The organism is Streptomyces sp. NPDC054770 (assembly GCF_053611985.1).
Genome location: NZ_JBSHBL010000004.1, coordinates 233893 through 254917 on the forward strand (window position 1 = coordinate 233893; position 21025 = coordinate 254917).

Annotated in this window: 20 protein-coding genes; 6 read left to right on the forward strand and 14 right to left on the reverse strand. The window is 72.0% G+C overall.

The genetic code is table 11. From position 1 onward, the window contains the following. Positions 1 to 8 precede the first annotated feature (8 nt). Together ACWGKQ_RS06440 and ACWGKQ_RS06445 are read left to right on the forward strand one after the other, a co-directional pair. The gene (locus tag ACWGKQ_RS06440; protein ID WP_453290722.1) at positions 9 to 1187 is read left to right on the forward strand and encodes a class I SAM-dependent methyltransferase; all 1179 of its coding nucleotides are present in this window, start codon (positions 9 to 11) and stop codon (positions 1185 to 1187) included. 52 nt (positions 1188 to 1239) lie between these two features. Next, positions 1240 to 4551, forward strand: coding sequence for a hypothetical protein (locus tag ACWGKQ_RS06445; RefSeq protein WP_453290723.1), 3312 nt, complete (start codon positions 1240 to 1242; stop codon positions 4549 to 4551). Positions 4552 to 4570: 19 nt separating this feature from the next. On the opposite strand, the gene ACWGKQ_RS06450 is transcribed toward ACWGKQ_RS06445, so the two are convergent. From ACWGKQ_RS06450 to ACWGKQ_RS06480, 7 genes are all read right to left on the reverse strand, one after another. Beyond that, positions 4571 to 5824: an RNA polymerase sigma factor gene (locus tag ACWGKQ_RS06450; RefSeq protein WP_453290765.1), complete on the reverse strand. Its 1254-nt coding sequence runs from the start codon at positions 5822 to 5824 to the stop codon at positions 4571 to 4573. Between the two features lie 111 nt (positions 5825 to 5935). Next, positions 5936 to 6292: a YciI family protein gene (locus ACWGKQ_RS06455; RefSeq protein WP_453290724.1), complete on the reverse strand. Its 357-nt coding sequence runs from the start codon at positions 6290 to 6292 to the stop codon at positions 5936 to 5938. A 124-nt stretch (positions 6293 to 6416) separates the two neighbouring features. After that, positions 6417 to 7577, reverse strand: a complete 1161-nt coding sequence (locus ACWGKQ_RS06460; protein WP_453290725.1) for an FG-GAP and VCBS repeat-containing protein — start codon at positions 7575 to 7577, stop codon at positions 6417 to 6419. After that, positions 7574 to 7798: an FG-GAP repeat protein gene (locus tag ACWGKQ_RS06465; RefSeq protein ID WP_453290726.1), complete on the reverse strand. Its 225-nt coding sequence runs from the start codon at positions 7796 to 7798 to the stop codon at positions 7574 to 7576. Before ACWGKQ_RS06465 ends, ACWGKQ_RS06460 begins: the two co-directional genes overlap by 4 nt. 112 nt (positions 7799 to 7910) lie before the next feature. After that, positions 7911 to 8972 (reverse strand): LCP family protein, encoded by a 1062-nt coding sequence (locus ACWGKQ_RS06470; RefSeq protein WP_453290727.1) that lies wholly within the window; start codon positions 8970 to 8972, stop codon positions 7911 to 7913. Between the two features lie 84 nt (positions 8973 to 9056). After that, on the reverse strand, positions 9057 to 10409 hold the full coding sequence (locus ACWGKQ_RS06475; RefSeq protein ID WP_453290728.1) for an endo-1,4-beta-xylanase: 1353 nt from the start codon (positions 10407 to 10409) through the stop codon (positions 9057 to 9059). A 102-nt stretch (positions 10410 to 10511) separates the two neighbouring features. Then, a complete protein-coding gene (locus tag ACWGKQ_RS06480; RefSeq protein WP_453290729.1) occupies positions 10512 to 11543 on the reverse strand; it encodes a LacI family DNA-binding transcriptional regulator in 1032 nt (343 codons plus the stop codon). Positions 11544 to 11712: 169 nt separating this feature from the next. Here ACWGKQ_RS06480 and ACWGKQ_RS06485 point away from each other — a divergent pair, with 169 nt between their 5' ends. The 3 genes from ACWGKQ_RS06485 (at position 11713) to ACWGKQ_RS06495 (ending at position 15572) form a co-directional block, all read left to right on the forward strand. Continuing rightward, entirely contained in the window at positions 11713 to 14016 is a 2304-nt protein-coding gene (locus tag ACWGKQ_RS06485; protein WP_453290730.1) for a beta-xylosidase/alpha-l-arabinosidase, read from the forward strand. A gap of 246 nt (positions 14017 to 14262) precedes the next feature. After that, a complete protein-coding gene (locus ACWGKQ_RS06490) occupies positions 14263 to 14934 on the forward strand; it encodes a DUF998 domain-containing protein (protein WP_453290731.1) in 672 nt (223 codons plus the stop codon). Further along, positions 14931 to 15572: a TetR/AcrR family transcriptional regulator gene (locus ACWGKQ_RS06495; RefSeq protein WP_453290732.1), complete on the forward strand. Its 642-nt coding sequence runs from the start codon at positions 14931 to 14933 to the stop codon at positions 15570 to 15572. Before ACWGKQ_RS06490 ends, ACWGKQ_RS06495 begins: the two co-directional genes overlap by 4 nt. Here ACWGKQ_RS06495 and ACWGKQ_RS06500 read toward each other — a convergent pair. From ACWGKQ_RS06500 to tsaB, 4 genes are read right to left on the reverse strand one after another with little or no spacing between them, the layout of a single operon-like run. Next, a complete protein-coding gene (locus ACWGKQ_RS06500) occupies positions 15569 to 15832 on the reverse strand; it encodes a hypothetical protein (protein ID WP_453290733.1) in 264 nt (87 codons plus the stop codon). The genes ACWGKQ_RS06495 and ACWGKQ_RS06500 overlap by 4 nt on opposite strands. Then, positions 15829 to 16923: a tRNA (adenosine(37)-N6)-threonylcarbamoyltransferase complex transferase subunit TsaD gene (gene tsaD / locus ACWGKQ_RS06505; protein WP_453290734.1), complete on the reverse strand. Its 1095-nt coding sequence runs from the start codon at positions 16921 to 16923 to the stop codon at positions 15829 to 15831. Before tsaD ends, ACWGKQ_RS06500 begins: the two co-directional genes overlap by 4 nt. Beyond that, positions 16916 to 17482, reverse strand: a complete 567-nt coding sequence (locus tag ACWGKQ_RS06510; protein WP_453290766.1) for a GNAT family N-acetyltransferase — start codon at positions 17480 to 17482, stop codon at positions 16916 to 16918. The genes tsaD and ACWGKQ_RS06510 overlap by 8 nt, the downstream gene beginning before the upstream one ends. Positions 17483 to 17499: 17 nt before the next feature. Then, on the reverse strand, positions 17500 to 18156 hold the full coding sequence (gene tsaB / locus ACWGKQ_RS06515) for a tRNA (adenosine(37)-N6)-threonylcarbamoyltransferase complex dimerization subunit type 1 TsaB (RefSeq protein ID WP_453290735.1): 657 nt from the start codon (positions 18154 to 18156) through the stop codon (positions 17500 to 17502). Between the two features lie 124 nt (positions 18157 to 18280). On the opposite strand from tsaB, the gene ACWGKQ_RS06520 reads away from it, so the two are divergent. Next, entirely contained in the window at positions 18281 to 18844 is a 564-nt protein-coding gene (locus tag ACWGKQ_RS06520) for a hypothetical protein (protein ID WP_453290736.1), read from the forward strand. Positions 18845 to 18971: 127 nt separating this feature from the next. Here ACWGKQ_RS06520 and ACWGKQ_RS06525 read toward each other — a convergent pair whose 3' ends face one another. From ACWGKQ_RS06525 to ACWGKQ_RS06535, 3 genes are all read right to left on the reverse strand, one after another. Next, a complete protein-coding gene (locus ACWGKQ_RS06525) occupies positions 18972 to 19133 on the reverse strand; it encodes a hypothetical protein (protein WP_453290737.1) in 162 nt (53 codons plus the stop codon). A 130-nt stretch (positions 19134 to 19263) separates the two neighbouring features. Then, positions 19264 to 19776, reverse strand: coding sequence for a tRNA (adenosine(37)-N6)-threonylcarbamoyltransferase complex ATPase subunit type 1 TsaE (gene tsaE, locus ACWGKQ_RS06530; protein ID WP_453290738.1), 513 nt, complete (start codon positions 19774 to 19776; stop codon positions 19264 to 19266). Further along, the gene (locus ACWGKQ_RS06535) at positions 19742 to 21004 is read right to left on the reverse strand and encodes an alpha/beta fold hydrolase (protein WP_453290739.1); all 1263 of its coding nucleotides are present in this window, start codon (positions 21002 to 21004) and stop codon (positions 19742 to 19744) included. Before ACWGKQ_RS06535 ends, tsaE begins: the two co-directional genes overlap by 35 nt. Between the last annotated feature and the right edge of the window lie 21 nt (positions 21005 to 21025).

The following is a 21025-nucleotide window of genomic DNA, read 5'->3' on the forward strand; positions in this document are numbered from 1 at the left end:
ATGACCCGGTGAACGACCACCTCTCGCCCCTCCTCACCCTCCTCACCCCCGAGGGCCGCGCCCTCCTCGACGAGGTGCGCGGCACCGCGCCCGCCGACGAGCTCGCCGTGGCCACCCGGCTGCGCCGCGAGCACCCCGCCGATCTGGTGTCGGCCGCGCTGGCCCAGGCCCGGCTGCGGCAGCGGGCGGCGGCGAAGTTCGGGGACGCGGACGCGGGCCGCATGTTCTTCACGCCGAACGGGGTCGAGCAGTCGACGCGGGCGAGTGTCGCCACGTACCGGGCGGAGCGGATGAAGGCGCTCGGGGTGACCTCGGTGGCCGACCTGTGCTGCGGGATCGGGGGCGACGCGATCGCGCTCGCACGGGCGGGCATCCGCGTCCTCGCCGTGGACCGGGATCCGCTGACGGCGGCCACCGCGCGGGCGAACGCCGACGCGCTCGGGCTCGCCGATCTGATCGAGGTCCGGGAGGCGGACGTCCAGGAGGTGGACACGGCCGGCCACGACGCCGTCTTCGTCGACCCGGCCCGGCGCGGCGGCCGCGGCCGCATCTTCGACCCGGAGGCCTACTCACCACCCCTATCCTGGGCGGTCGAGGCCGCGTCGACCGCCCGAGTGGCCGCGCTGAAGATCGCCCCCGGCATCCCGCACGAGGCGGTCCCGGCGGACGCCGAGGCGGAGTGGATCTCGGACGCGGGTGACGTGAAGGAGGCCGTCCTCTGGTTCGGCACCGGCGCCCCGGGAGCCGTCCGCGCCACCCTCCTGCCCGGCCCGCGCACCCTGCTCGGCCGCGGCCTCCCCGACCCCGCCGTCCGGCCGGTCGGCCGCTACCTCTACGAGCCGGACGGCGCCGTCATCCGCGCCCACCTGGTCGCCGAGGCCGCCGAGGAGCTCACCGGCGGCCTCGTCGACCCGACGATCGCGTACATCACGGCCGACACGCTCCGGGCCACCCCCTACGCGACCGCGTACGAGATCACCGACCAGCTCCCCTTCAACGTGAAGAAGCTGAAGGCACTGCTGCGCGAGCGCGAGGTCGGCACCCTGACCGTGAAGAAGCGCGGGTCGGCGGTGGAGCCGGAGGAACTGCGCAGGAAGGTCAAGCCGCACGGGCCGAACGCGGCGACCGTGTTCCTGACCCGGGTGGCGGGGGCGCCGACGATGCTGGTGGGCCACCCGTTGGGGTGACGCACCCGTACTCTCCCGGACGCCGCCGTCGACATCGCCCCACCATGCTGCCGTGACCTGGAGCATGCGACGGCGATCCCGAAGGCGGCTGATCCGTGGCGGTCTGCTGCTGGCCACAGCGATCGCCGGCACGGGGCTCGGCGGCTGGATGCTGCTGGACGGTGAAGCTGAACACGTCGACCTTGCGTCCACGGTGGCAGGCCTGTTCGTCGGTCTCGTCTCTCTCTTTCTCGCCCTGGCGGACTTCTTCCGCGACGAAACGGCACCGCTGAATCCCGCAGCGCTCGCCGACGACCTGGCTCTCATCCTCAAGGAACAGTGGCTGGACGAGGCGACGGCCCGGGGCCTGCATGATCCGCGTGTTCTGCCGCTGTCCTGGTCGGCGACAGACCGGAACATCGCCCAGCTGCCGCGCACAGCGAGCGCTCGGGTGCTGCGCATGCGACTGAACGGCAGGCTTGACGGCCGGTTCCACGAGGTGGTCGACCAACTTGCCGACGGGTACGGCCGGTTGCCCAATCGCCGACTCGTCGCCATCGGCGAGCCCGGCGCCGGCAAGAGCGTGCTCGCGATCCTCCTGACACTGGGTCTGCTGAACGCGCGCGAACCAGGCGGCCCCGTGCCGGTCCTGCTGCCCGCGTCCTCCTGGGACCCGGTCCGTGAGCCTCTCGACGACTGGATCGTCAGGGCCCTGGCGCTGCCGTACTACGGCAGCCGTCCGGAGATTCCCCGTGTTCTGCTCACGCACGGCCTGCTGCTGCCCGTCCTGGACGGCCTGGACGAGATCCCGGAGTCGGCACGGCGCAGCGCCATCCGCGGCATCAACACCGCGATCGGAGTGGAGCGCCCCATCGTGGTCACCTGCCGGGCGGCAGAGTACGAGGACCTGATCCGTGGCGGCGCCCCGACCCTGCGGGAGGCGCCGGTGATCGAGGTGACTCCCGTCTCCCCCGGTGACGTGATCGCCTATCTGCGGGACATGGAGTGGCCCACGACAACCGATTGGGCCCCGGTCTACCAGCAGGTGCGCTCCCGCCCCGACAGCCCGATCGCCGCGGCCCTCTCCACGCCTCTGATGGTGACCTCGGCGCGGCTCGTCTACCAACGGCTCGGCCGGGATCCGGCGGAGCTCCTGGACACCGCAAGGTTCGACTGCCGGCTCGCGGTCGAACAGCACCTCACCGACCTGCTGATCGACGCCGCATATGCCCCGGATCCTCGGCTCCCCGACAACGGAGGCAGCGGCTCCTGGACCGCCGCCCAGGCCCGGGAATGGCTGACCTTCCTCGCCTGCTATCTGCACGACCACCGCGAACGCGACCTGGCCTGGTGGCGGATGAGCGGGCGGCTGTTGTCACCGTGGTTCGCACCCGCACTGGGCGTTGTTGCCGGACTCGTGCTTGCGGTTGGTTCCGCGGGCTGGATCGTCGCCGCCGATGTCCTCGAGGCGAACCCGGTCAGCGTCCTGCCGGTGATCGGTGGTTCCGTCGGGGGCGGCTTCGCACTCTTGTCGACCATCGTCTGGCATTCGACGCCGGGGGCCGTGCCAGGGCGGCTCTCCTTCGCTGCGCGGGGTTCGCTGGGCCGGCTTCGACGGGGATTCCGCACCGGGCTGATGCTCACCGCAGTCGCCGTGGCGCCCCTGCTCGCGGGGGTCACCTGCTTCGCCGCACTGGTGCAGGACGAAGGTCCGGGCTCCTTCGAGGCCGTCGAGCTGTACTACGAGATGTTCATGGTCTGCCTCGGGCTGCTGATCGTCATCGGCTTGACATTGGCGGTCCACAACTGGCTCGACGCCCCTCCCACTCACGCGGCGCAAGTCAGTCCCGCGAAGTCCGTCGAGCAGGATCGTGCGTCGGCACTCACCGGAGCGGTGGTGGCCGGATGCATGGTGGCCACACTCGGATTGCCGGTTTGGTACAGCGGGGTGCTGTGCGGCGCATGGCTAAGCCGTGTCGCCAACGACTGGGTGGGCTGGCCGGGAACTCCGGACGTCAGGGCCCTCGCGACGGCCAAGTGGCACACCGTGCTCGGAGCCATGGACCCCAACCTCCCCATCCGGGTCGGACTGACCGTCGTGCTGCCGGGAATCGTCTTCGCGCTCCTGCTCCTGCTCACCCGGGCCTGGCCCCGCTTCCTCCTGGTCAGACTCTTTCTCGCCGTTCGCGGGCGGCTCCCCCTGCGACTGATGGAATTCCTCGCCGACGCGCGCCGTAGAGAACTGCTCCGGCAGTCCGGCGGCGTCTATCAGTTCCGGCATGTCCGACTGCAGGAGACGCTCGCGGGGCTGCCTCGGTATGCGGAGGGCCAGAGGTCTCCGGTGGTGCACAACGCCGTGCGGCGGCGGCTGGTCCTCACCGCCGGTGCCGCGGCGACGGTCGCGGCCGCCGTCGGCAGCGGAGTCCGGGACGAGAGCTACAAGGTGTTCGCCGCGTCCTCACCGATGTCCGCGGTCGCGTTCCACCCGCGTCAGGACACGGTGATCGCCATCGGTGCGGAGGACGGGTCGGTCTGGCTCTGGGACCACGAACGTCGCTTTCTGCCGGACGGCCGCCAACCGGTCAGGCGTTCCACGGACGATCTGCCGGTGATCCGCCTGGCTTGTCATCCTGACCGTCCACTCGTCGCCATCGGCGATGCCGACACGGCCGGTGTCTGGGACATGCGGCGTGGGACCCCGACGAGGAAGATGCTCAAAGCTTCCGTCGGCGCGACTCCGGAGATGGCGTTCTCCCCTGCAGGCGACCTGTTCGCGGCCACCGACGGCTCCGGGTTGTGGCTCTGGGAAGGAGGAGCCGACCGGACCTTCACCAGCGCTCCCGTCGCCCAGGAGAACGGTGGCGATGCGGGGTTTTCGTCGCTCGTCTTCGATTCCGCCGGCGACCTGATCGTCCTCGACGGGACCGGGGCCACATGGCGCTGTGCAGTCCCCTCACTGGCACGCGAAGCCCGGCCGTTGACATCCACGAAGGGTGTCGGGAGTTCGTCCCTCCGCGAGCTCTCCGTCAATCGGGACGGTCTCCTGCTCGCGTTCGTCAAAAGCAACTCCGAAGACAACGACGACCGGTCGGAGTTGTGGACTCGACGCACACCCGCATCGCCGTGGTCTCGCACTGCATGGCATGTCTCCGCCTATCACCTGGCGGTCAATCCCAGTGCGCCGCTATTGGCCACCGTCGACAATGACGAAGGCCATCTGCACATCTGGAGATATACCTACGGCGAGCCGGTCCATGTCGCCTCCCCCGCCGGGCACTCCGGAGGGATCGAGGCCCTGACGTTCAGTCCCAACGGCGAATTGCTCGCCACTGTCGGCGCCGACATGACCGTACGGCTGTGGCAGACCACGGACTGGCTACGCTGAGCTCTCTCAGGCCTGCGGCTCATCCCAACTCCCGGGCCCGCCGCAGCAGCAGCTCCCGTTCCCGCTCGTTGCGCGCCAGCCCCGCCGCCCGTTCGAACTCCGTGCGGGCCTCGGCCCTGCGCCCGAGGCGGGCCAGCAGGTCGCCGCGCACGCTCGGCAGCAGGTGGTAACCGCGCAGGGCGGGTTCGGCGGTCAGCGGGTCCACGATCGCCAGGGCGGCCGCCGGGCCGTCCGCCATCGAGACGGCCACCGCCCGGTTCAGCTCGACGACCGGGGACGGGGAGCGGGCCGCGAGCAGCCCGTACAGGGTGGCGATGGCGGTCCAGTCGGTCTCCTCGTAGGTGTACGCGTGCGCGTGGCAGGCCGCGATGGCCGCCTGGAGGGCGTACGGCCCCGGGGCGCCGGTCGCCGTGGCGTCCGCGCGGGCGAGGGCCCTGATGCCGCGGGCGATGAGCATGCGGTTCCAGCGGCGGCGGTTCTGGTCCCGCAGGAGGACCGGTGCGCCGTCGGGGCCGGTGCGGGCGGCCGTACGGGAGGACTGGAATTCGAGGAGGGCGGTGAGGGCGTGCACCTCCGGTTCCTTCGGCATCAGGGCGGACAGGACGCGGGCCAGCCGCAGCGCGTCCTCGCACAGCGACGGGCGCAGCCAGTCGTCGCCCGCGGTGGCCGCGTAACCCTCGTTGTGGATGAGATAGATGACGTCCAGGACCGAGCCGAGCCGGGCCTCCCGGTCGGGGCCGTACGGCACCTCGAAGGCGATGTTCCTCGTCGCGAGGGTGCGCTTGGCGCGGACGATGCGCTGGGCGATCGTCGGCTCGGGGACGAGGAAGGCGCGGGCGATCTCGGCCGTGCTCAGACCGCCGAGGAGGCGCAAGGTGAGGGCGGTGCGGGCCTCGGGCGACAGCACCGGATGACAGGTGGTGAAGACCAGCCGGAGCAGGTCGTCGTCGATGTCCTCCGGGTCGGCGGGCTCCTCGGGCGGCGCCGTCGCCTCCGTGCTGCGGCCGATCTCCGCGAGCTTGCGGGCGTAGTTCTCCCGGCGCCGGACCAGGTCGACGGCGCGGTGGCGGGCGGTGGCCATCAGCCAGGCGCCCGGGTTGTCGGGCACGCCGTCCCTCGGCCACTGCTCCAGGGCGGCCACCAGCGCGTCCTGCGCCAGCTCCTCCGCGATGCCGACGTCCCGGACGACCCGGGCGACGCCGGCGATCACGCGGGGCGATTCGAGCCGGAAGACGGTCTCGATGGCGCGGCGGGCGTCGGCCTCGGTGTCGATGTCGGTGCCGGCCTCGGCGGAGGCCTCGGCGGGGGGCTGTGTGCTCACAGCCCCCCATGCAACACCCACCGCCGGACGGACGCCAGGAAGGTCGGCGAAGGCCGGCGAGGGTCAGCCCTCCGCGATCTCCCGGACCTCGCAGGTCACGGTCCAGAACTCCTCGTGCACCTTGAGGAACCGCTTGGTCCACTCCAGGGCCTCGGCCTTGTCCTTGCACTGCATGATCGCGTAACCGCCGATGACCTCCTTGGACTCGGTGAACGGCCCGTCGGTGACGGAGATCCTGCCGCCCTCCCAGTGCACCCGAGTGCCCTGCGAGGTCGGCGTGAGCCCTGCGGTGTCCAGCATCACGCCGGCCTTGGTGATCTCCTCGATCAGCTCGCCCATCCGCTGCATCAGCTCCTGGCTGGGCCCCTCGGCGGGAGCGGTGGTCTCGTCGATCCGTACGAGCGACAGGTAACGGGGCATGGTGACTCCTCGGTTTCCGGCGGGGTCTCTCCCCGCATCTCACCCTTGCGTCGAACGGCCCGCACCCCGATCGACACGCTCGCCGGAATTCCCCGAAGTTTTTTTCCGCCGCCCCCTGCGGGCGTCAGCGCAGGGCGCCGCCGAACGCCGCCTTCGCGTACGGCGCCCCCACCGCGCGCGGCCCGAAGACCAGTGCCGCGTCCGTGACCAGGCCCGTCGGCCGGCCGCGCAGCTCCCACACCGCGCCGTTCCCGGCGTCCTCGCCCGGCGCCGCCGCGGCCAGGTCGGCGTAGCCGTTGCCGTTGATGTCGAGGAGACGGACCGTGGCGCCGAAGGAGTCGTTCGGCTCCGCGGTCCCGGGCACGCCCTCGGTGTTCTGGGTGAAGCCCTGGGCGCCGGCGCCCGTCAGGCCCGAGCGGCTGCCGCGCAGGACGTCGACCATGCCCTGGTAGCCGTTCTCACCGGGCACCCCGACCACCAGGTCGTCGATGCCGTCCCCGGTGATGTCCCCGGCGGCGAGCGACGAGCCGAACAGGTCGCCGTCTTCCGTTGCGCCGGGCACCCCCGCGGTGTCCTGCGAGTACGTCCGCCACGTCGACCGTCCGCCGAGCCCGCTCGCGGAACCGTAGGCCAGCTGGATCTGCTCGCCGAAGGGAAAGCCGGAGACGAGGTCGTCGTAACCGTCCCCGTTGAAGTCGCCGAGTGCGACGGAGGAGCCGCCGGGGGTGTCGGTGACCCGGGTGAGGCCCGAGCGGCCGCTGAGGTAGAGGTAGGAGCAGTCGTTGCCGTCGCCGCAGTACGCGGTCACCGCCAGGTCCGAGCGGCCGTCGCCGTTGACGTCCCCGGCGACGCCGTCCCGCACGTCCTCGGCGAGGTCGGGGAGGGCGGACACGGCGGCCGGGGTGCCGGCGCGGCTGATCGGCCCGGTCCAGATCCTGGCCGTCGTCCCCACCGGGTCGTCCCCGACGGCGTTGCCCGTGCGGAAGAGGGCCAGGTCGAGCCGGCCGTCCCCGTCGAAGTCGCCGGTCTGGGTGTCGCTCGCCGGGAGCGCCGTACCGCCGGACAGCCCGTGCGGGCCGCCCCAGAGCACCACCGCGCCGGCGGTGGCGTCGGCGTCCGAGACGACCAGGTCGGCGTAGCCGTCGCCGTCGAGGTCGCCCTTGGCGAGCTGGGCGCCGAAGCCCTGGTTCTTCGCGGGGCTGCCCGGGACACCCGAGGTGGCGCGGGTGACGACGGTCCGGCGGGCGGTGGTCAGGCCGTGCGGACCGCCGTACATCACGGTCATGGCACCGGCCTGGCCTGTCCGGCCACGGTGGCTCCCGGGGCGCCGACGGCCAGGTCGGCGTAGCCGTCGCCGTCGAAGTCGTCCCGGACTGGTGCGGCCCGGACCGGCGCGGCGGAGGCCGCCCGGCCGGTCGCGGAGGCGACGGGGACGGCCGTGCCGAGAGCGGTCAGGGTCAGGGCGAGCGGTACCGCCCAGTGAGCATGCGAACGTATGGAGAACACCGGTGAAACCCCCGATTACGGTGAACTGGTCACCACGTCAGACCCACCGGCCGCCCGGATGGTTGCCCGGCGGCCCGTCCGGGGCGGAGAGGGCGCGTAGGGGGCGCGGCGCCTACCGCAGGGACTCCCACAGGTCGCTCGCCGCCGGCTCCTTCGCGACCACCCGGTTCGGGTCGGACGGGGCCGTCACCACCGGCATCATCACCGTCTTGACGTTGTCCGAGGTCAGGCCCTTCAGGCTCTGGCCCAGGCGCATCAGTTCGCTCAGCGAGTCCAGTCCGGTGTCGGTGGTGAGGCTGGAGGTGACCGCGTCGGCGACCTCGTAGAGCTTGGCCGGGTTGGTCAGCAGGCTGCTGGAGGCCATCTGGTCGAGGAGGGCCTTCACCAGTTTCTGCTGGAGGCCTATCCGGCCCAGGTCGCTGCCGTCGCCGATGCCGTGCCGGGTACGGGCCAGGGCCAGGGCCTGGGTGCCATTCAGGTGGTGGGTGCCCTTCTTCAGGTGCAGGTGGCTGTCGTCGTCGCTGATGTCCTGGTCGGTGGTCACGGTCACCCCGCCGAGCGCGTCGACCAGCTTCGCGAAGCCCGAGAAGTCGATCTCCAGGTAGTGGTCCATGCGGACGCCGGTGATCGACTCGACCGTCTTGACCGCGCACACCGCCCCGCCCACCGAGTAGGCGCTGTTGAACATCGCGTTGTAGGCGACGGACGTCGAGCCGCCGGAGGACAGCGGGCAGGAGGGCCGGGTGACCAGGGTGTCGCGCGGGATGCTGACGACGGTGGCCGAGGTCCGGCCGGCGTCGATGTGGACAACCATCGCGGTGTCGGAGCGGGCGCCCGAACTGCTGCCGCCGCCGAGCTTCTTGTTCTCCTTGCCGCTGCGCGAGTCCGAGCCCAGCACCAGGATGTTCACCGAGCCGGTGGGCAGCGGGGACGCGGAGGCGGACGCGGACGCGGTGGCCGTCGGCGTCGTCACCGCCTTCGCCGGGCGGTCGTCCCCGAGCGCGCTGTTGATGTCGACGCTCTTGATGTTGTCGTTGAGGTGCCAGTAGACCCACCCAGCGCCGGCGATGCCGAGCGTCATGACCCCCGCCAGGGTGAGGCCGACGATCTTCAGCGCTCTCGACCGCCGGCCCACCCGTCTGCCCGCGTCGCCTTGCTCCTCGTGTCCCGTCACAAGGCAGGAACGTAAGTCCGAATTATTAGGGGACTGTTAGCGCGAGCGCCGCGAGAGGGTTTTCTTCGGAAAATCTCACCCTTCTCAGCCCGAACTCAGCGTGACCGTCGGCACCGGATTGCTCCCGCTCCAGGACGCGTTGAACCCGAAGGTCACCGAACCCCCGTCCGGCACGGCCCCGTTGTAGGAGGCGTTCGCGCAGGACACGGCCGCGCCCGACTGGGTGCAGACGGCGTTCCAGGCCTGGGTGATCTGCTGCCCCGCGCCGTACGTCCAGTTCACGTTCCAGGACGAGAGCGAGGCGCCCGAGCAGGAGACGGTCACCTGGCCGGTGAACCCGGTGTTCCACTGGCTGCCCACGCTGTAGGCGGCGGTGCAGGCACCGGTCGGCGGCGGGGTGGTCGTGGTCCCGCCGAGCGCTTCCGCGATGCCGTAGTACGCCGGTTTCGGCGCGTAGTTGGCGTCGTACGGGGTCGCCGCGCCGTACCCCGGGAAGGTGCTGTCCACCCAGGAGTCGGAGTCGGTGAAGCCCCACACGGTGACGTTGACGCAGCGGCTCACCGCCACGCACGCGGCCACCACCGACTTGAAGTCGGCCTTCTGCTGGGCGAGTTCGGTGCTGTCGGAGGGCAGTGCCATCCGGATGTCCAGCTCGGTGATCGCCACGTCCACGCCCAGGTCGGCGAAGCGCTGGATGTTCTGCTGGAGGGTGGCCGGCACCTGGCCGAGGATGAGGTGGGCCTGCAGGCCGACCCCGTCGATCGGGACGCCGGCCGCCTTGAGCGACTTCACCAGGTTGTACAGGGCGGTGCTCTTCGCGTCGACGCCCTCGACGTTGTAGTCGTTGATGTACAGCTTGGCGGCCGGGTCGGCCGCGTGGGCCCAGGTCAGGGCGTTGGCGATGTAGTCGGAACCGAGGCCGTTGTACCAGAGCGTCGACCGGTAGGTGCCGTCCTCGTTGAAGGGTTCGTTGACGACGTCCCAGGCCGCGATCTTCCCCTTGTAGCGGCCGACCTCGGTGCTGATGTGGTTCTGCAGCAGGCTGCTGAGCTGCGCGGAGGTCCAGGTGCCGTTCGTCAGCCAGCTGGGGTTCTGGCTGTGCCAGACCAGGGTGTGGCCGCGCACCTGCTGGTTGTGGGCCTGGGCGAAGGCCACGATCTGGTCGGCCTCGGTCCAGTTGAAGGTGCCCTGGGTGGGCTCGACCGTCCCCCACTTCATGGCGTTGCCCGGCGTCAGCGAGCTGAACTGGCTGCCGGCCAGGTCGCCGTAGGTGCCGGTGAGCTTGGAGCCGGTGACCGCGGTGCCGATGACCTTGCCCTTCGCGGCGGCGAGGTCGCGCAGCGGGGTGTCGGCGGCGTGCGCCGCGGGCGCCGTGCACAGCAGGGCGGCGCCGGTGACCAGTGCCGCCAGGGATAAGCCTGTTCTCAGAGATCTCATTGCGGGTACCTCCGAAAGTTTCGGTCATACAACCGATTGGCTTCGGAGGAGTGTGTAGACGCGCGCACCACCCGTCAATACGTCAACATCCGGCCACCGCCCTCACGAAGCCGCGGGCGCCGCCGTGCTCGACCGCACCACCAGGCTGGTCGCCAGCTCCACCCGGGTCGCGGTGGTCGCCTCCTCCGCCCGCCCCATCTCAAGGACCAGCCGCGCCGCCGCCTCGGCCATCTCGGTCAGCGGCTGCCGTACGGTCGTCAGCGGCGGCCCCACCCAGCGGGCCACCGGCAGATCGTCGAACCCGACGATGCTCACGTCCTCCGGGATCCGCAGCCCCAGCTCGCGCGCGGCCTCATAGAGCCCGAGGGCCTGGAGGTCGTTGCCGGTGAAGATCGCGGTCGGCCGGTCCGGCATGCGCAGCAGCTCCAGGCCGAGCCGGTAGCCGGCGTCGTGGTGGAAGTCGCCGGCCTTGATCAGGGCCGGGTCGACGGGGAGCCCGGCGGTCTCCAGCGCGGCCCGGTAGCCGTCCACCCGGGCCCGGCTGCACATCATCCGGGACGGCCCGCTGATCGCCCCGATGCGCCGGTGCCCCAGCTCGACCAGGTGCCGGGTGGCGGCGAGCCCGCCCTGCCAGTTGGTCGCCCCGATCGACGGCACGTCCGGCCCCGGGTCCCCCGCCGGGTCCATCACCACGAACGGGATCGACCGGCTCAGCAGCAGCGCCCGCTGCGACTCGTCGAGCCCCGACAGCACCAGCACCACCCCGTGCGGCCGCCGCGCGGCCACCTGGTCCGCCCAGGTCCGCCCCGGGGTGAGCCGCCCGGCGCTCTCGCTGAGCACCACACTCAGCCCGGCGTCCCGGGCCACGTTCTCCACCCCCCGGATGACCTCCATCGCCCACGCGCTCTCCAGTTCGTGGAAGACCAGGTCGATCAACGGTGACCGGGAGGCCTCGGCGCGGCGCCGCCGGTAGCCGTAGGCGCGCAGCAGCTCCTCGACCCGGGTACGGGTCGCCGGGGCGACGTCGGCGCGGCCGTTGAGGACCTTCGAAACAGTCGGAGCGGACACGCCGGCCTCACGGGCGATTTCGGCGAGCGTCGCCGTCTGCGTTTCTGTGGGCTTCGAAGGCGTCATGCCCGCGATCGTATCCCCGCGCTCCCCCTTGACGAAGACCTTCGCACGCCATAGGTTCCCGGAACATTCGGTGTGTGGTACGAAACATTCGTAGCAGCGTTCGTAGCAGAGAACCTCGCGGCAGGCTCCACAGCGGAGTCGCGCCGCAGAGAGCAGAGACGGGAGTTTCATGACCACCGCTCCTTGGCGCGACCCCGCACTGCCCGCCGCCACCCGCGTCGACGATCTGCTCACCCGGATGACCCTGGAGGAGAAGACCGCCCAGCTGTACGGGGTGTGGGTGGGCGCCGCCACGGACGGCGACGGGGTCGCCCCGCTGCAACGCGAGATGACCGCCGAGTACGACTGGGACGAGCTGATCACCCTCGGCCTCGGCCAGCTGACCCGTTCCTTCGGCACCGCCCCGGTGGCCCCGGCGCTGGGCGCACGAGCGCTGGCCCGCGCCCAGCGCCGGATCACCGCGGCCGGCCGCTTCGGCATCCCGGCGATCGCCCACGAGGAGTGCCTGGCCGGCTTCACGGCCTGGCAGGCGACGGCCTACCCGGTCCCGCTCGCCTGGGGCGCCGCCTTCGACCCGCCGCTGGTCGAGGAGCTGGGCCGGCGCATCGGCCACGACCTCCGCTCGGTCGGCGTCCACCAGGGCCTGGCCCCCGTCCTGGACGTGGTCCGCGACCCGCGCTGGGGACGGGTCGAGGAGACGATCGGCGAGGACCCGTACCTGGTCGGCACGGTCGGCTCCGCCTATGTCCGGGGCCTGGAGCAGGCCGGGGTCATCGCCACCCTCAAGCACTTCGCCGGCTACGCCTCCTCCGTCGGTGCCCGCAACCTCGCCCCGGTCCGGGCGGGGGTCCGGGAGTTCGCGGACGTCACCCTCCTCCCGTTCGAGATGGCGCTCCGCGAGGGCGGGGCCCGCTCGGTGATGGCGGCGTACAACGAGACGGACGGCGTCCCGGCCTCCGCGGACCCCCGCCTGCTGACCGAACTCCTGCGCACGGACTGGGGGTTCGACGGCACGGTCGTCGCCGACTACTTCGGCATCGGCTTCCTCCAGACCCTGCACCGGGTCGCCGGCACGGAGGCGGAGGCGGCCCACCTCGCCCTTGAGGCCGGCATCGACGTCGAGTTGCCGACCCTGAAGTGCTACGGCCGCCCGCTGGTGGCGGCGGTCCGGGAAGGCACGATCCCGGAGTCGCTCGTGGACCGTGCGGCCCGCCGGGTGCTGCTCCAGAAGTGCGACCTGGGCCTGCTGGACGAGGACTGGACCCCGGAACCCGTACGGGACGGCCCGATCGACCTCGACTCGTCGGCGAACCGTGCGCTGGCCCGCCGGCTGGCCGAGGAGTCCGTGGTCCTGCTGGACAACCCGGACGGCGCCCTCCCCCTCGCCCCCGACACCCGCATCGCGGTGGTGGGTCCCCGAGCCGCCGACGCGCTCGCGATGCTCGGCTGCTACTCCTTCCCGTCCCACGTCCTCACCCACCACCCCGAGGCCGACCTGGGCATCGCCATCCCGACCGTCCTCGACTCCCTCCGCGCCGAACTCCCCGACGCGAAGGTGACGTTCGCCGAGGGCTGCGACGTCTCGGACCCCGACACCGCCGGCTTCGAGGAGGCGGTGGCCCGCGCCGCGGAGGCGGACGTGTGCGTGGCGGTGCTCGGCGACCGCGCGGGCCTGTTCGGCCGGGGCACGTCGGGCGAGGGCTGCGACGTGACGGACCTGGAACTCCCCGGCGTGCAGGCCGACTTGCTGGACGCGTTGCTCACGACGGGCGTCCCGGTGGTCCTCGTCCTCCTCACCGGCCGCCCGTACGCACTGGGCCGCTGGCACGGCCGGCTCGGCGCGGTGGTGCAGGCGTTCTTCCCCGGGGAGGAGGGCGGCCCGGCGGTGGCGGGAGTGCTGTCGGGCCGCGTCAACCCGTCGGGCCGCCTCCCGGTCAGCGTCCCGCGGGTGCCGGGCGGCCAGCCCTGGACCTACCTCCAGCCCCCGCTGGGCCTCGCGGGCGAGGTCAGCAACCTGGACCCGACCCCGCTGTACGCCTTCGGCCACGGCCGCTCGTACACGAGCTTCGCCTGGGAGCCGACGTCACCCCCGTCGGCCGAGATCGGCACGGACGGTTCGCACGACGTGACGGTGGCGGTCCGCAACACGGGCGAACGGGCGGGCGCCGAGGTCGTCCAGCTCTACCTGCACGACCCGGTGGCCTCGGTGACCCGCCCGGACGTCCGCCTGATCGGCTACCAGCGGGTGACACTCGCCCCCGGCGAATCCCGGCAGCTCACCTTCCACTTCCACGCGGACCTGTCGGCGTTCACGGACCGGGAGGGGGCGCGGGTGGTGGAGCCGGGGGCCCTGGAGCTGCGGGTGGCGGCTTCGAGCGCGGAGGTACGGTCGGTGACCCACCTCCGACTGACAGGTCCGGTACGCCGGTTGGGCCCGGACCGGGCGCTGCGCTGCGAGACGACCCTGAACTGACCGCCAGTCGGCGACAGCGTGCGCGCCGCGCCCGCCCCCAAGGGCGCGGGCCACCGCGGATCCTCGCCCCGAACGTCTTCATGCTGTCCGACGAGTCGGACCCGCCCTTCACCTCGACGCCACCATTCATGCACTCCGCGTGACGGCCGGCGACCGTCCGCGCAGCCGTACCACGTAAGCGGATAGAAGTATCCGGTTAGTGTTACGGTGGCTGCGCAGCCGTCGTCCGAAACGTGAGAGGTGCCGATGTCGCGCAGCAACTGGCTTCCGGTGGGAGCCGTCGTCCTGGTGGTGAACGCGCTGCAGTGGGTGATCGCCGAAGGCGTCGCCGCGGCGGCCTGGAGCGATCCGCCCTACAGCTACGCACGGAACTACATAAGCGACCTCGGCGTGCCCGAGTGCGGCACGAAGTTCCAGGGGCGGGAGATCTGCTCCCCCGCGCACACGCTGATGGACACGTCGTTCGCGGTCCAGGGAATCCTGTTCGCGACCGCGGTCGTCCTGCTGGCCCGGCTGGTCGAGGGCCGGATGCGGCGCGTCCTGACCGTCCTCGGCGTCACCCACGGAGTGGCCTTCGTGCTCATCGGCGTCTTCCACGGCTCCGCGGCGGGGCCCCGGTACAGCCTGGTCATCCATGTCGTCGCGGCCATGATCGGCATCCTGTGCGCCAACACGGTGGTGATCATGGCGGGACGCCTGCGCGGCCTCGGCCTGCCACGGCCGTACCGCGTCTTCAGCGTCACGGTCGGCGTGCTGGGCCTGCTGAGCGAGCTGGGCGTGACCATCTCGACCGGCACGGCCGGGGCGTTCGAACGCGGCGGGGTCTACTCCTGGCTGCTCTGGAGCGCCGTGACCGGCGGGCTGGTGCTGGCCGGACGGCTGCGGCGGACGGAGATGGTGGAGAATGTCGTGGCGTGAGCCAGGACATGCAGCGCCCCCTGCGCGCGGACGCGGAACGGAACCGCCGGCTGATCATGGACACGGCCGACCGGTTGTTCGCGCAGCGGGGTTCCGTGGCCACCCTCAACGAGATCGCCCATGAGGCCGGTGTCGGGGTCGGCACGGTGTACCGCCGCTTCCCGGACCTGCGGACGCTGATGGACGCGCTGTTCACCGAGCGGTTCACCGGGTTCCTGCGGCTGGCGGCGGAGGCCGAGGAACACGCGGACCCCGGACAGGCACTGCGCCACTACCTGTTGGAGGCGGCCCGGCTGCGGGCCCGGGACCGGGCGCTGGACGTGATCCTCGCCCACACGAACCTCGAAGCGGGACCGACCGTCGCGATGCGTGAGGAACTCGGGCGGCACGTGGACGGCATGGTGGCCCGCGCCCTGGCGGCGGGCGCGGTCCGCGAGGACTTCGCCAGTTCCGACGTGTACGCCTACCTGTACATGATCGGCGCCGTCGCGGACCGCACCCACGACATCGCGCCCGAGGCCTGGCGCCGTTACGCCGAGTTCCTGCTGGCAGGCTTCGGCCTGGAGCAGGCCCCGGCGGCGTACCCGCCCGCGATGACCGACGACCAGACCTTCCGGACCACCTGGCCCAGGCTCTAGTCGGCCGACCCGACGGCCTCGAACCGCCACCTGTGCACCGGGCGGGTCACCAACTCCTGCGGCGGGTCGGTGAGTTCGGGGAGGTCAGGGTCGTCGTACGCCGCTTCCCACCACGTGATCACCAGCACCCGGTCCTGCGGTGCCCGGAAGGTCTCGCAGCGCGACGGGGCCTGAGCGAGGTCCTGTCGCCGGGTCCAGGCCAGCAACTCCGCGCCCCGGCCGGGCACCGCCCGCGCCTCCCACATCAGTGCGACCGTCATGAGTAGAGGTTCTCCTTGCTGACCTCGTGCACATGATCGTGGTCGTGGCCGGCGGGGACGTGCGGGTCCGTCACCGGCAGGGAGCTGTCCGCAGAGAGGTCCCAGCCGGACGGGGTCCGGTTGCGGGCGACCATCTCCGCGCCGAGGGCGGCCACCATCGCGCCGTTGTCCGTGCACAACTTCATACGCGGTACCCGCAGTCGGATGCCCGCCGCCTCGCAGCGCTCCTGCGCGAGGGCGCGCAGCCGGGAGTTGGCGGCGACACCGCCGCCGATCATCAGGTGGTCGACACCCTCGTCACGGCAGGCCCGGACGGCCTTGCGGGTCAGGACGTCCACGACCGCCTCCTGGAAGGAGGCGGACACGTCACGGACCGGGACCTCCTCGCCGGCCGCCCGCTTGGCCTCGATCCAGCGGGCCACCGCCGTCTTCAGACCGGAGAAGGAGAAGTCGTAGGCGGGGTCGCGGGGACCGGTGAGGCCGCGCGGGAAGGCGATCGCCGAAGGGTCGCCCTCCTTCGCGTACCGGTCGATGACCGGGCCGCCCGGGAAGCCCAGGTTCAGGACGCGGGCGATCTTGTCGAAGGCCTCGCCTGCCGCGTCGTCGATGGTCGCGCCGAGCGGCCGTACGTCGGAGGTGATGTCCGAGGAGAGCAGGAGCGAGGAGTGGCCGCCGGAGACCAGCAGGGCCATCGTCGGCTCCGGGAGGGGGCCGTGTTCCAGCTGGTCGACGCAGATGTGGGAGGCCAGGTGGTTCACGCCGTAGAGCGGCTTGCCGAGCGCGTACGCGTACGCCTTCGCCGCCGAGACGCCGACCAGCAGCGCACCGGCCAGGCCGGGACCTGCCGTGACCGCGATGCCGTCGAGGTCCCTGGCGCTCACCCCGGCTTCCTTCAGGGCACGCTCGATGGTCGGGACCATCGCCTCCAGATGCGCCCTGGACGCCACCTCGGGGACGACCCCGCCGAAACGGGCGTGCTCGTCGACGGACGAGGCGATGGCGTCGGCGAGCAGGGTGGTGCCCCGGACGATGCCGACGCCGGTCTCGTCGCAGGAGGTCTCGATCCCCAGTACCAGGGGTTCGTCAGCCATTGATCTCGGTTCCTTCTTCGGAGGTGGGCCCGGAGGCGGAGCCGGTGCCGGGCTGCCCGGTCGTCAGGCGCATCACCAGGGCGTCCACGTTCCCCGGCTGGTAGTAGCCGCGTCTGAACCCGATGGGCTCGAAGCCGAACCGCTCGTAGAGCTTCTGGGCGCGGATGTTGTCGACCCGGCATTCGAGCATGACCTCGGCGCACTCGAAGGCGGTCGCGGCCCGCAGCAGCTCGGTGAGCAGCTCCCCGCCGAGCCCGGTGCCCCACTGGTCCCGGCGTACGGCGATGGTCTGGATGTCGCCCACCACGGCGGAGCCGCTGTCGGAGGCGGCGGCGCCGGAAGCCGTGCTGTCGGAAGCCGCATGGTCGGCGGCGCCCTGGGCGGCGAGCCCCGCGTACCCGACGACCCGGTCGCCCTCCAGGGCCACCAGGTACCGCCGGGTGGCCCCGGGTCCCCTCGCGTGCGCCAGCTCGGACCAGAACATCCCCCGCGACCAGGCGTCCTCGGGGAACAGGTCCTTCTCCAGCTCCAGGACCCGGTCGATGTCCCACCAGCGCATCTCGCGCAGCTGTGCGGTCACTTGGGCGTGACCACCTTGTAGTTCTTGGGCACCTGGGCGTCCGGCCGGCGCAGATACAGCGGCCGGGGCGCGGGCAGTTCCTCCCCGGCGGCCAGCTTCTCGGCGGCCAGCGACGCCAGGGCCGCGGCGGAGACGTGCTCGGGCTCGTGCGCGACCGGGAAGGTGCCGGGGTAGAGCAGCGCCCCGGCGCCGACGGCGGGCAGCCCGGCCACCTGCTCGGCGATGTCGGCGGGCCGGTCGACCGCGGGATCCGTGAGCCGGGTGCGCGAGTCCTCGTACACCGCCCAGTAGACCTCCTTGCGGCGGGCGTCGGTCGCGACGACGAACGGGCCCTTCTCGATGTCGGCCGCGTAGGCGAGCCCGTCGAGCGTGCACAGACCGTGGACGGGCACGCCGAGGGCGAGCCCGAAGGTGTCCGCGGTCATCAGACCGACCCGCAGGCCGGTGTAGGGGCCGGGACCGATGCCTGTGACGATCCCGGTGACGGCGTCCAGCCCGACCCCCGCCTCGGCGAGGACGCGGTCGACGGCCGGCAGCAGCAGCTCGCCGTGCCGGCGCGCGTCCACCTGGCTCGACGAGGCGATGACGGCCGCACCGTCGTGCAGGGCGACGGTGACGGCGGGGGTGGCGGTATCCAGAGCGAGCAAGAGCACGCGAACAGCCTACGGCTCCGACGCGGTGAGCACGGCCGCCGGGGACGGACGGTCACTGGCTGCTACGGTCTGTACGAAGTACGACATATACGGCGGGCTCTACGGCAGGACAGAGGTGGCGCACGTGGCAGGGACCAGCTCCGGAGTCGTGGCCGGCCTCACCGCGGCGGCCGTCGGGGTGGTCGGTTTCCTCGCCTACCAGGCCTCGGCCACCGTCCCGCCGGGCCTCGGCGGCAGATCGGCGGCGAGCCCCGCACCCGGCGCGCCGGCCGCCAAGGCCCCCCGGGACCACCGCCACCCGACCGCCCTGCCGAACAGTTCCGGTATGGGTGAACGGGTGGTGTACTCGGTGGACGACGACCGGGTCTGGCTCGTCAACGAGCGGGGCCGCGCCGAGCGCACCTTCAAGGTGAACCCCGGCACCATCGACCCGTCGCCGGGCGTCTACTGGGTGACGTCCCGCTCGAAGGCGGTCACGGGCACGGACGGCCTCCCCATCGAACACGTGGTCCGCTTCACCACCACGAAGGACGGCTCGGCCATCGGCTTCAGCGCGGTCACCGCCCACGGCACCGCCGTCGCCCCCGACCCCACGGTGAAAACGGGCGGCATCCGCGAGACCCGTCCCGACGGCGACGCGATGTGGAACTTCGCGACGATCGGCGTGAAGGTGGTCGTGATCCGCTGAGTGGATCTCGCAAACGCCCCCGAGGGGAGCGCCCCGTCAGGGGCGCGGGGCGGTATCGATATGCGGCTCCGCCGCGTGGGCGCGACAAGCCCCCACCGACCCGCAGCGACCCACCGGCCGAACCCGCCTAGGCAGCCTTACGGCCCTGCTCGACCGGCTTCACGGGCAGCTCCGGCACGCTCGGCGGCCGGGACACCGCGTCAGCGGCCGCACACGACGCCAGAAGCTCACGCATGGAGACCCCGGCGACCACGACCGGTCGCCGCTCCTCGGACTGGGACACGGACACTGGCGCCTCCTGAGGTGCGGGGGCGGACGTAGTTAGGTACACCTAACTACTGACTGGATACCATGTGACCACGCCCGATACGTCCGGCGCAATATCTTCCCGACGCCTTGTCGGAACGTTCACACGGCCCTCAGGCCGCCGCCACCGCCAGATCCACCCCGTCCCACCGCTCCCCCAGTCCCGCCAGGGTCACATGCCGTACCTCGTCGGTGGTGTCCCCGACCGCCCGGTGGATGCGGACCACGAGCCGGTCGTCGGTCAGCTCCTCGACCTTGCCCTCGCCCCACTCCACGACGATCACGGACTCGGGCAGCGAGACGTCGAGGTCCAGGTCCTCCATCTCGTCGAGCCCGCCGCCCAGCCGGTACGCGTCCACGTGGACGAGCGGCGGCCCGCCCTCGAGGGACGGATGCACGCGGGCGATGACGAACGTCGGCGACGTGACGGCCCCGCGCACACCGAGCCCCTCGCCCAGTCCCCGCGTCAGCGTCGTCTTCCCGGCGCCGAGCTCCCCGCTGAGCATCACGAGGTCACCGGCGCGCAGCAATTTCGCCAGTCGGCGGCCCAGCTCCCCCATCTGCTCGGGGGAGGTGACGATCAACTCGGTCTCAGCCTGGCTGTGCCGTGCTGCTGGTGCTTCCATAGCCACTTACCGTAGCGCCCGCCGGCACCGCACCCGCGCGGGTGAGCAGGTCGGCGAGGCGGTCGGTGACCACTTCCGGGTGTTCCAGCATGACCAGGTGCCCGGCGTCCGGCACGAGCACCAGTTCGGCGTCGGGCAGCAGGTCGGCGATGACCTCGCTGTGCTCGCTGGGCGTGACGAGGTCCTGCACCCCGGCCAGCACCAGCACCGGCAGATCCTGGAAGTAGGCGAGCGCGGCGGTCTTGTCGTGGTCGGTGAAGGCCGGGTAGAACTCGGCGACCACGTCGATCGGGGTGGACTCGATCATCCGCTCGGCGAACCGCTCGACCGCCGGGTCGACGTCCTTGGACGCGAACGAGTACCGCTTGATGATCCCGGCGAAGAGGTCGGCGGTGACCCGCCGTCCCTTCTCCACCAGCGCGGCCTGCGTCCCCAGCGCCTTCAGCACTCCGGGCAGTACCCGGCGCACCGCGTTGACACCGGCGACCGGCAGCCCGAAGTTGACCTCGCCGAGCCGCCCGGACGACGTACCGACGAAGGCGGTGGCGACCACCCGTCCCCGGATCAGCTCGGGATACTGCGCGGCCAGCGCCATCACCGTCATCCCGCCCATGGAGTGCCCGACCAGCACGATCGGCCCCTCCGGCACGGCCGCGTCCAGGACCGCCTTCAGGTCCCGGCCCAGCTGGTCGATGGTGAGCTCCACCCCGCCCTCGTGCTGGGCGACGCCCCGCCCGGAGCGGCCGTGGCTGCGCTGGTCCCAGTGCACGGTGCGGACGACCCCGCGCAGGGCCGCCCGCTGGAAGTGCCAGGAGTCCTGGTTGAGGCAGTAGCCGTGGCTGAAGACGACGGTGACGGGCGCGGGCGCCTTGCGGCCGAAGAGCCGGCGGCGGCGCGGCGAGACGGCGGGGCCGGGGTCGGGCACCACCTCGTCGACCTCGTAGTAGAGCTCGGTGCCGTCGTCGGCGTACGCCTTGCCGGGGGTGCCGCGCAGGGTGCCGTACGGGCCCGCCGAGTCCAGCGCGAGGCGGGCCTTGCGGCGCATCCCGCGGCCGACGGTCATCCGTTCCACGGCGACCCCGGCGGCCGCCCCGGCGGCGAGCACCCCTATGGCGGCTCCGGCGACGCCCGTCACCTTGCGCCAGCTGCCGGAGGCCGCCCCCGTGGCCGAGGCGACGACGGCCGCCGCGGCGGCGTCCGCTACGGCCTCCGCACTGCTCTCGCTCACGTATCGCTCCTCTTCGCCGTA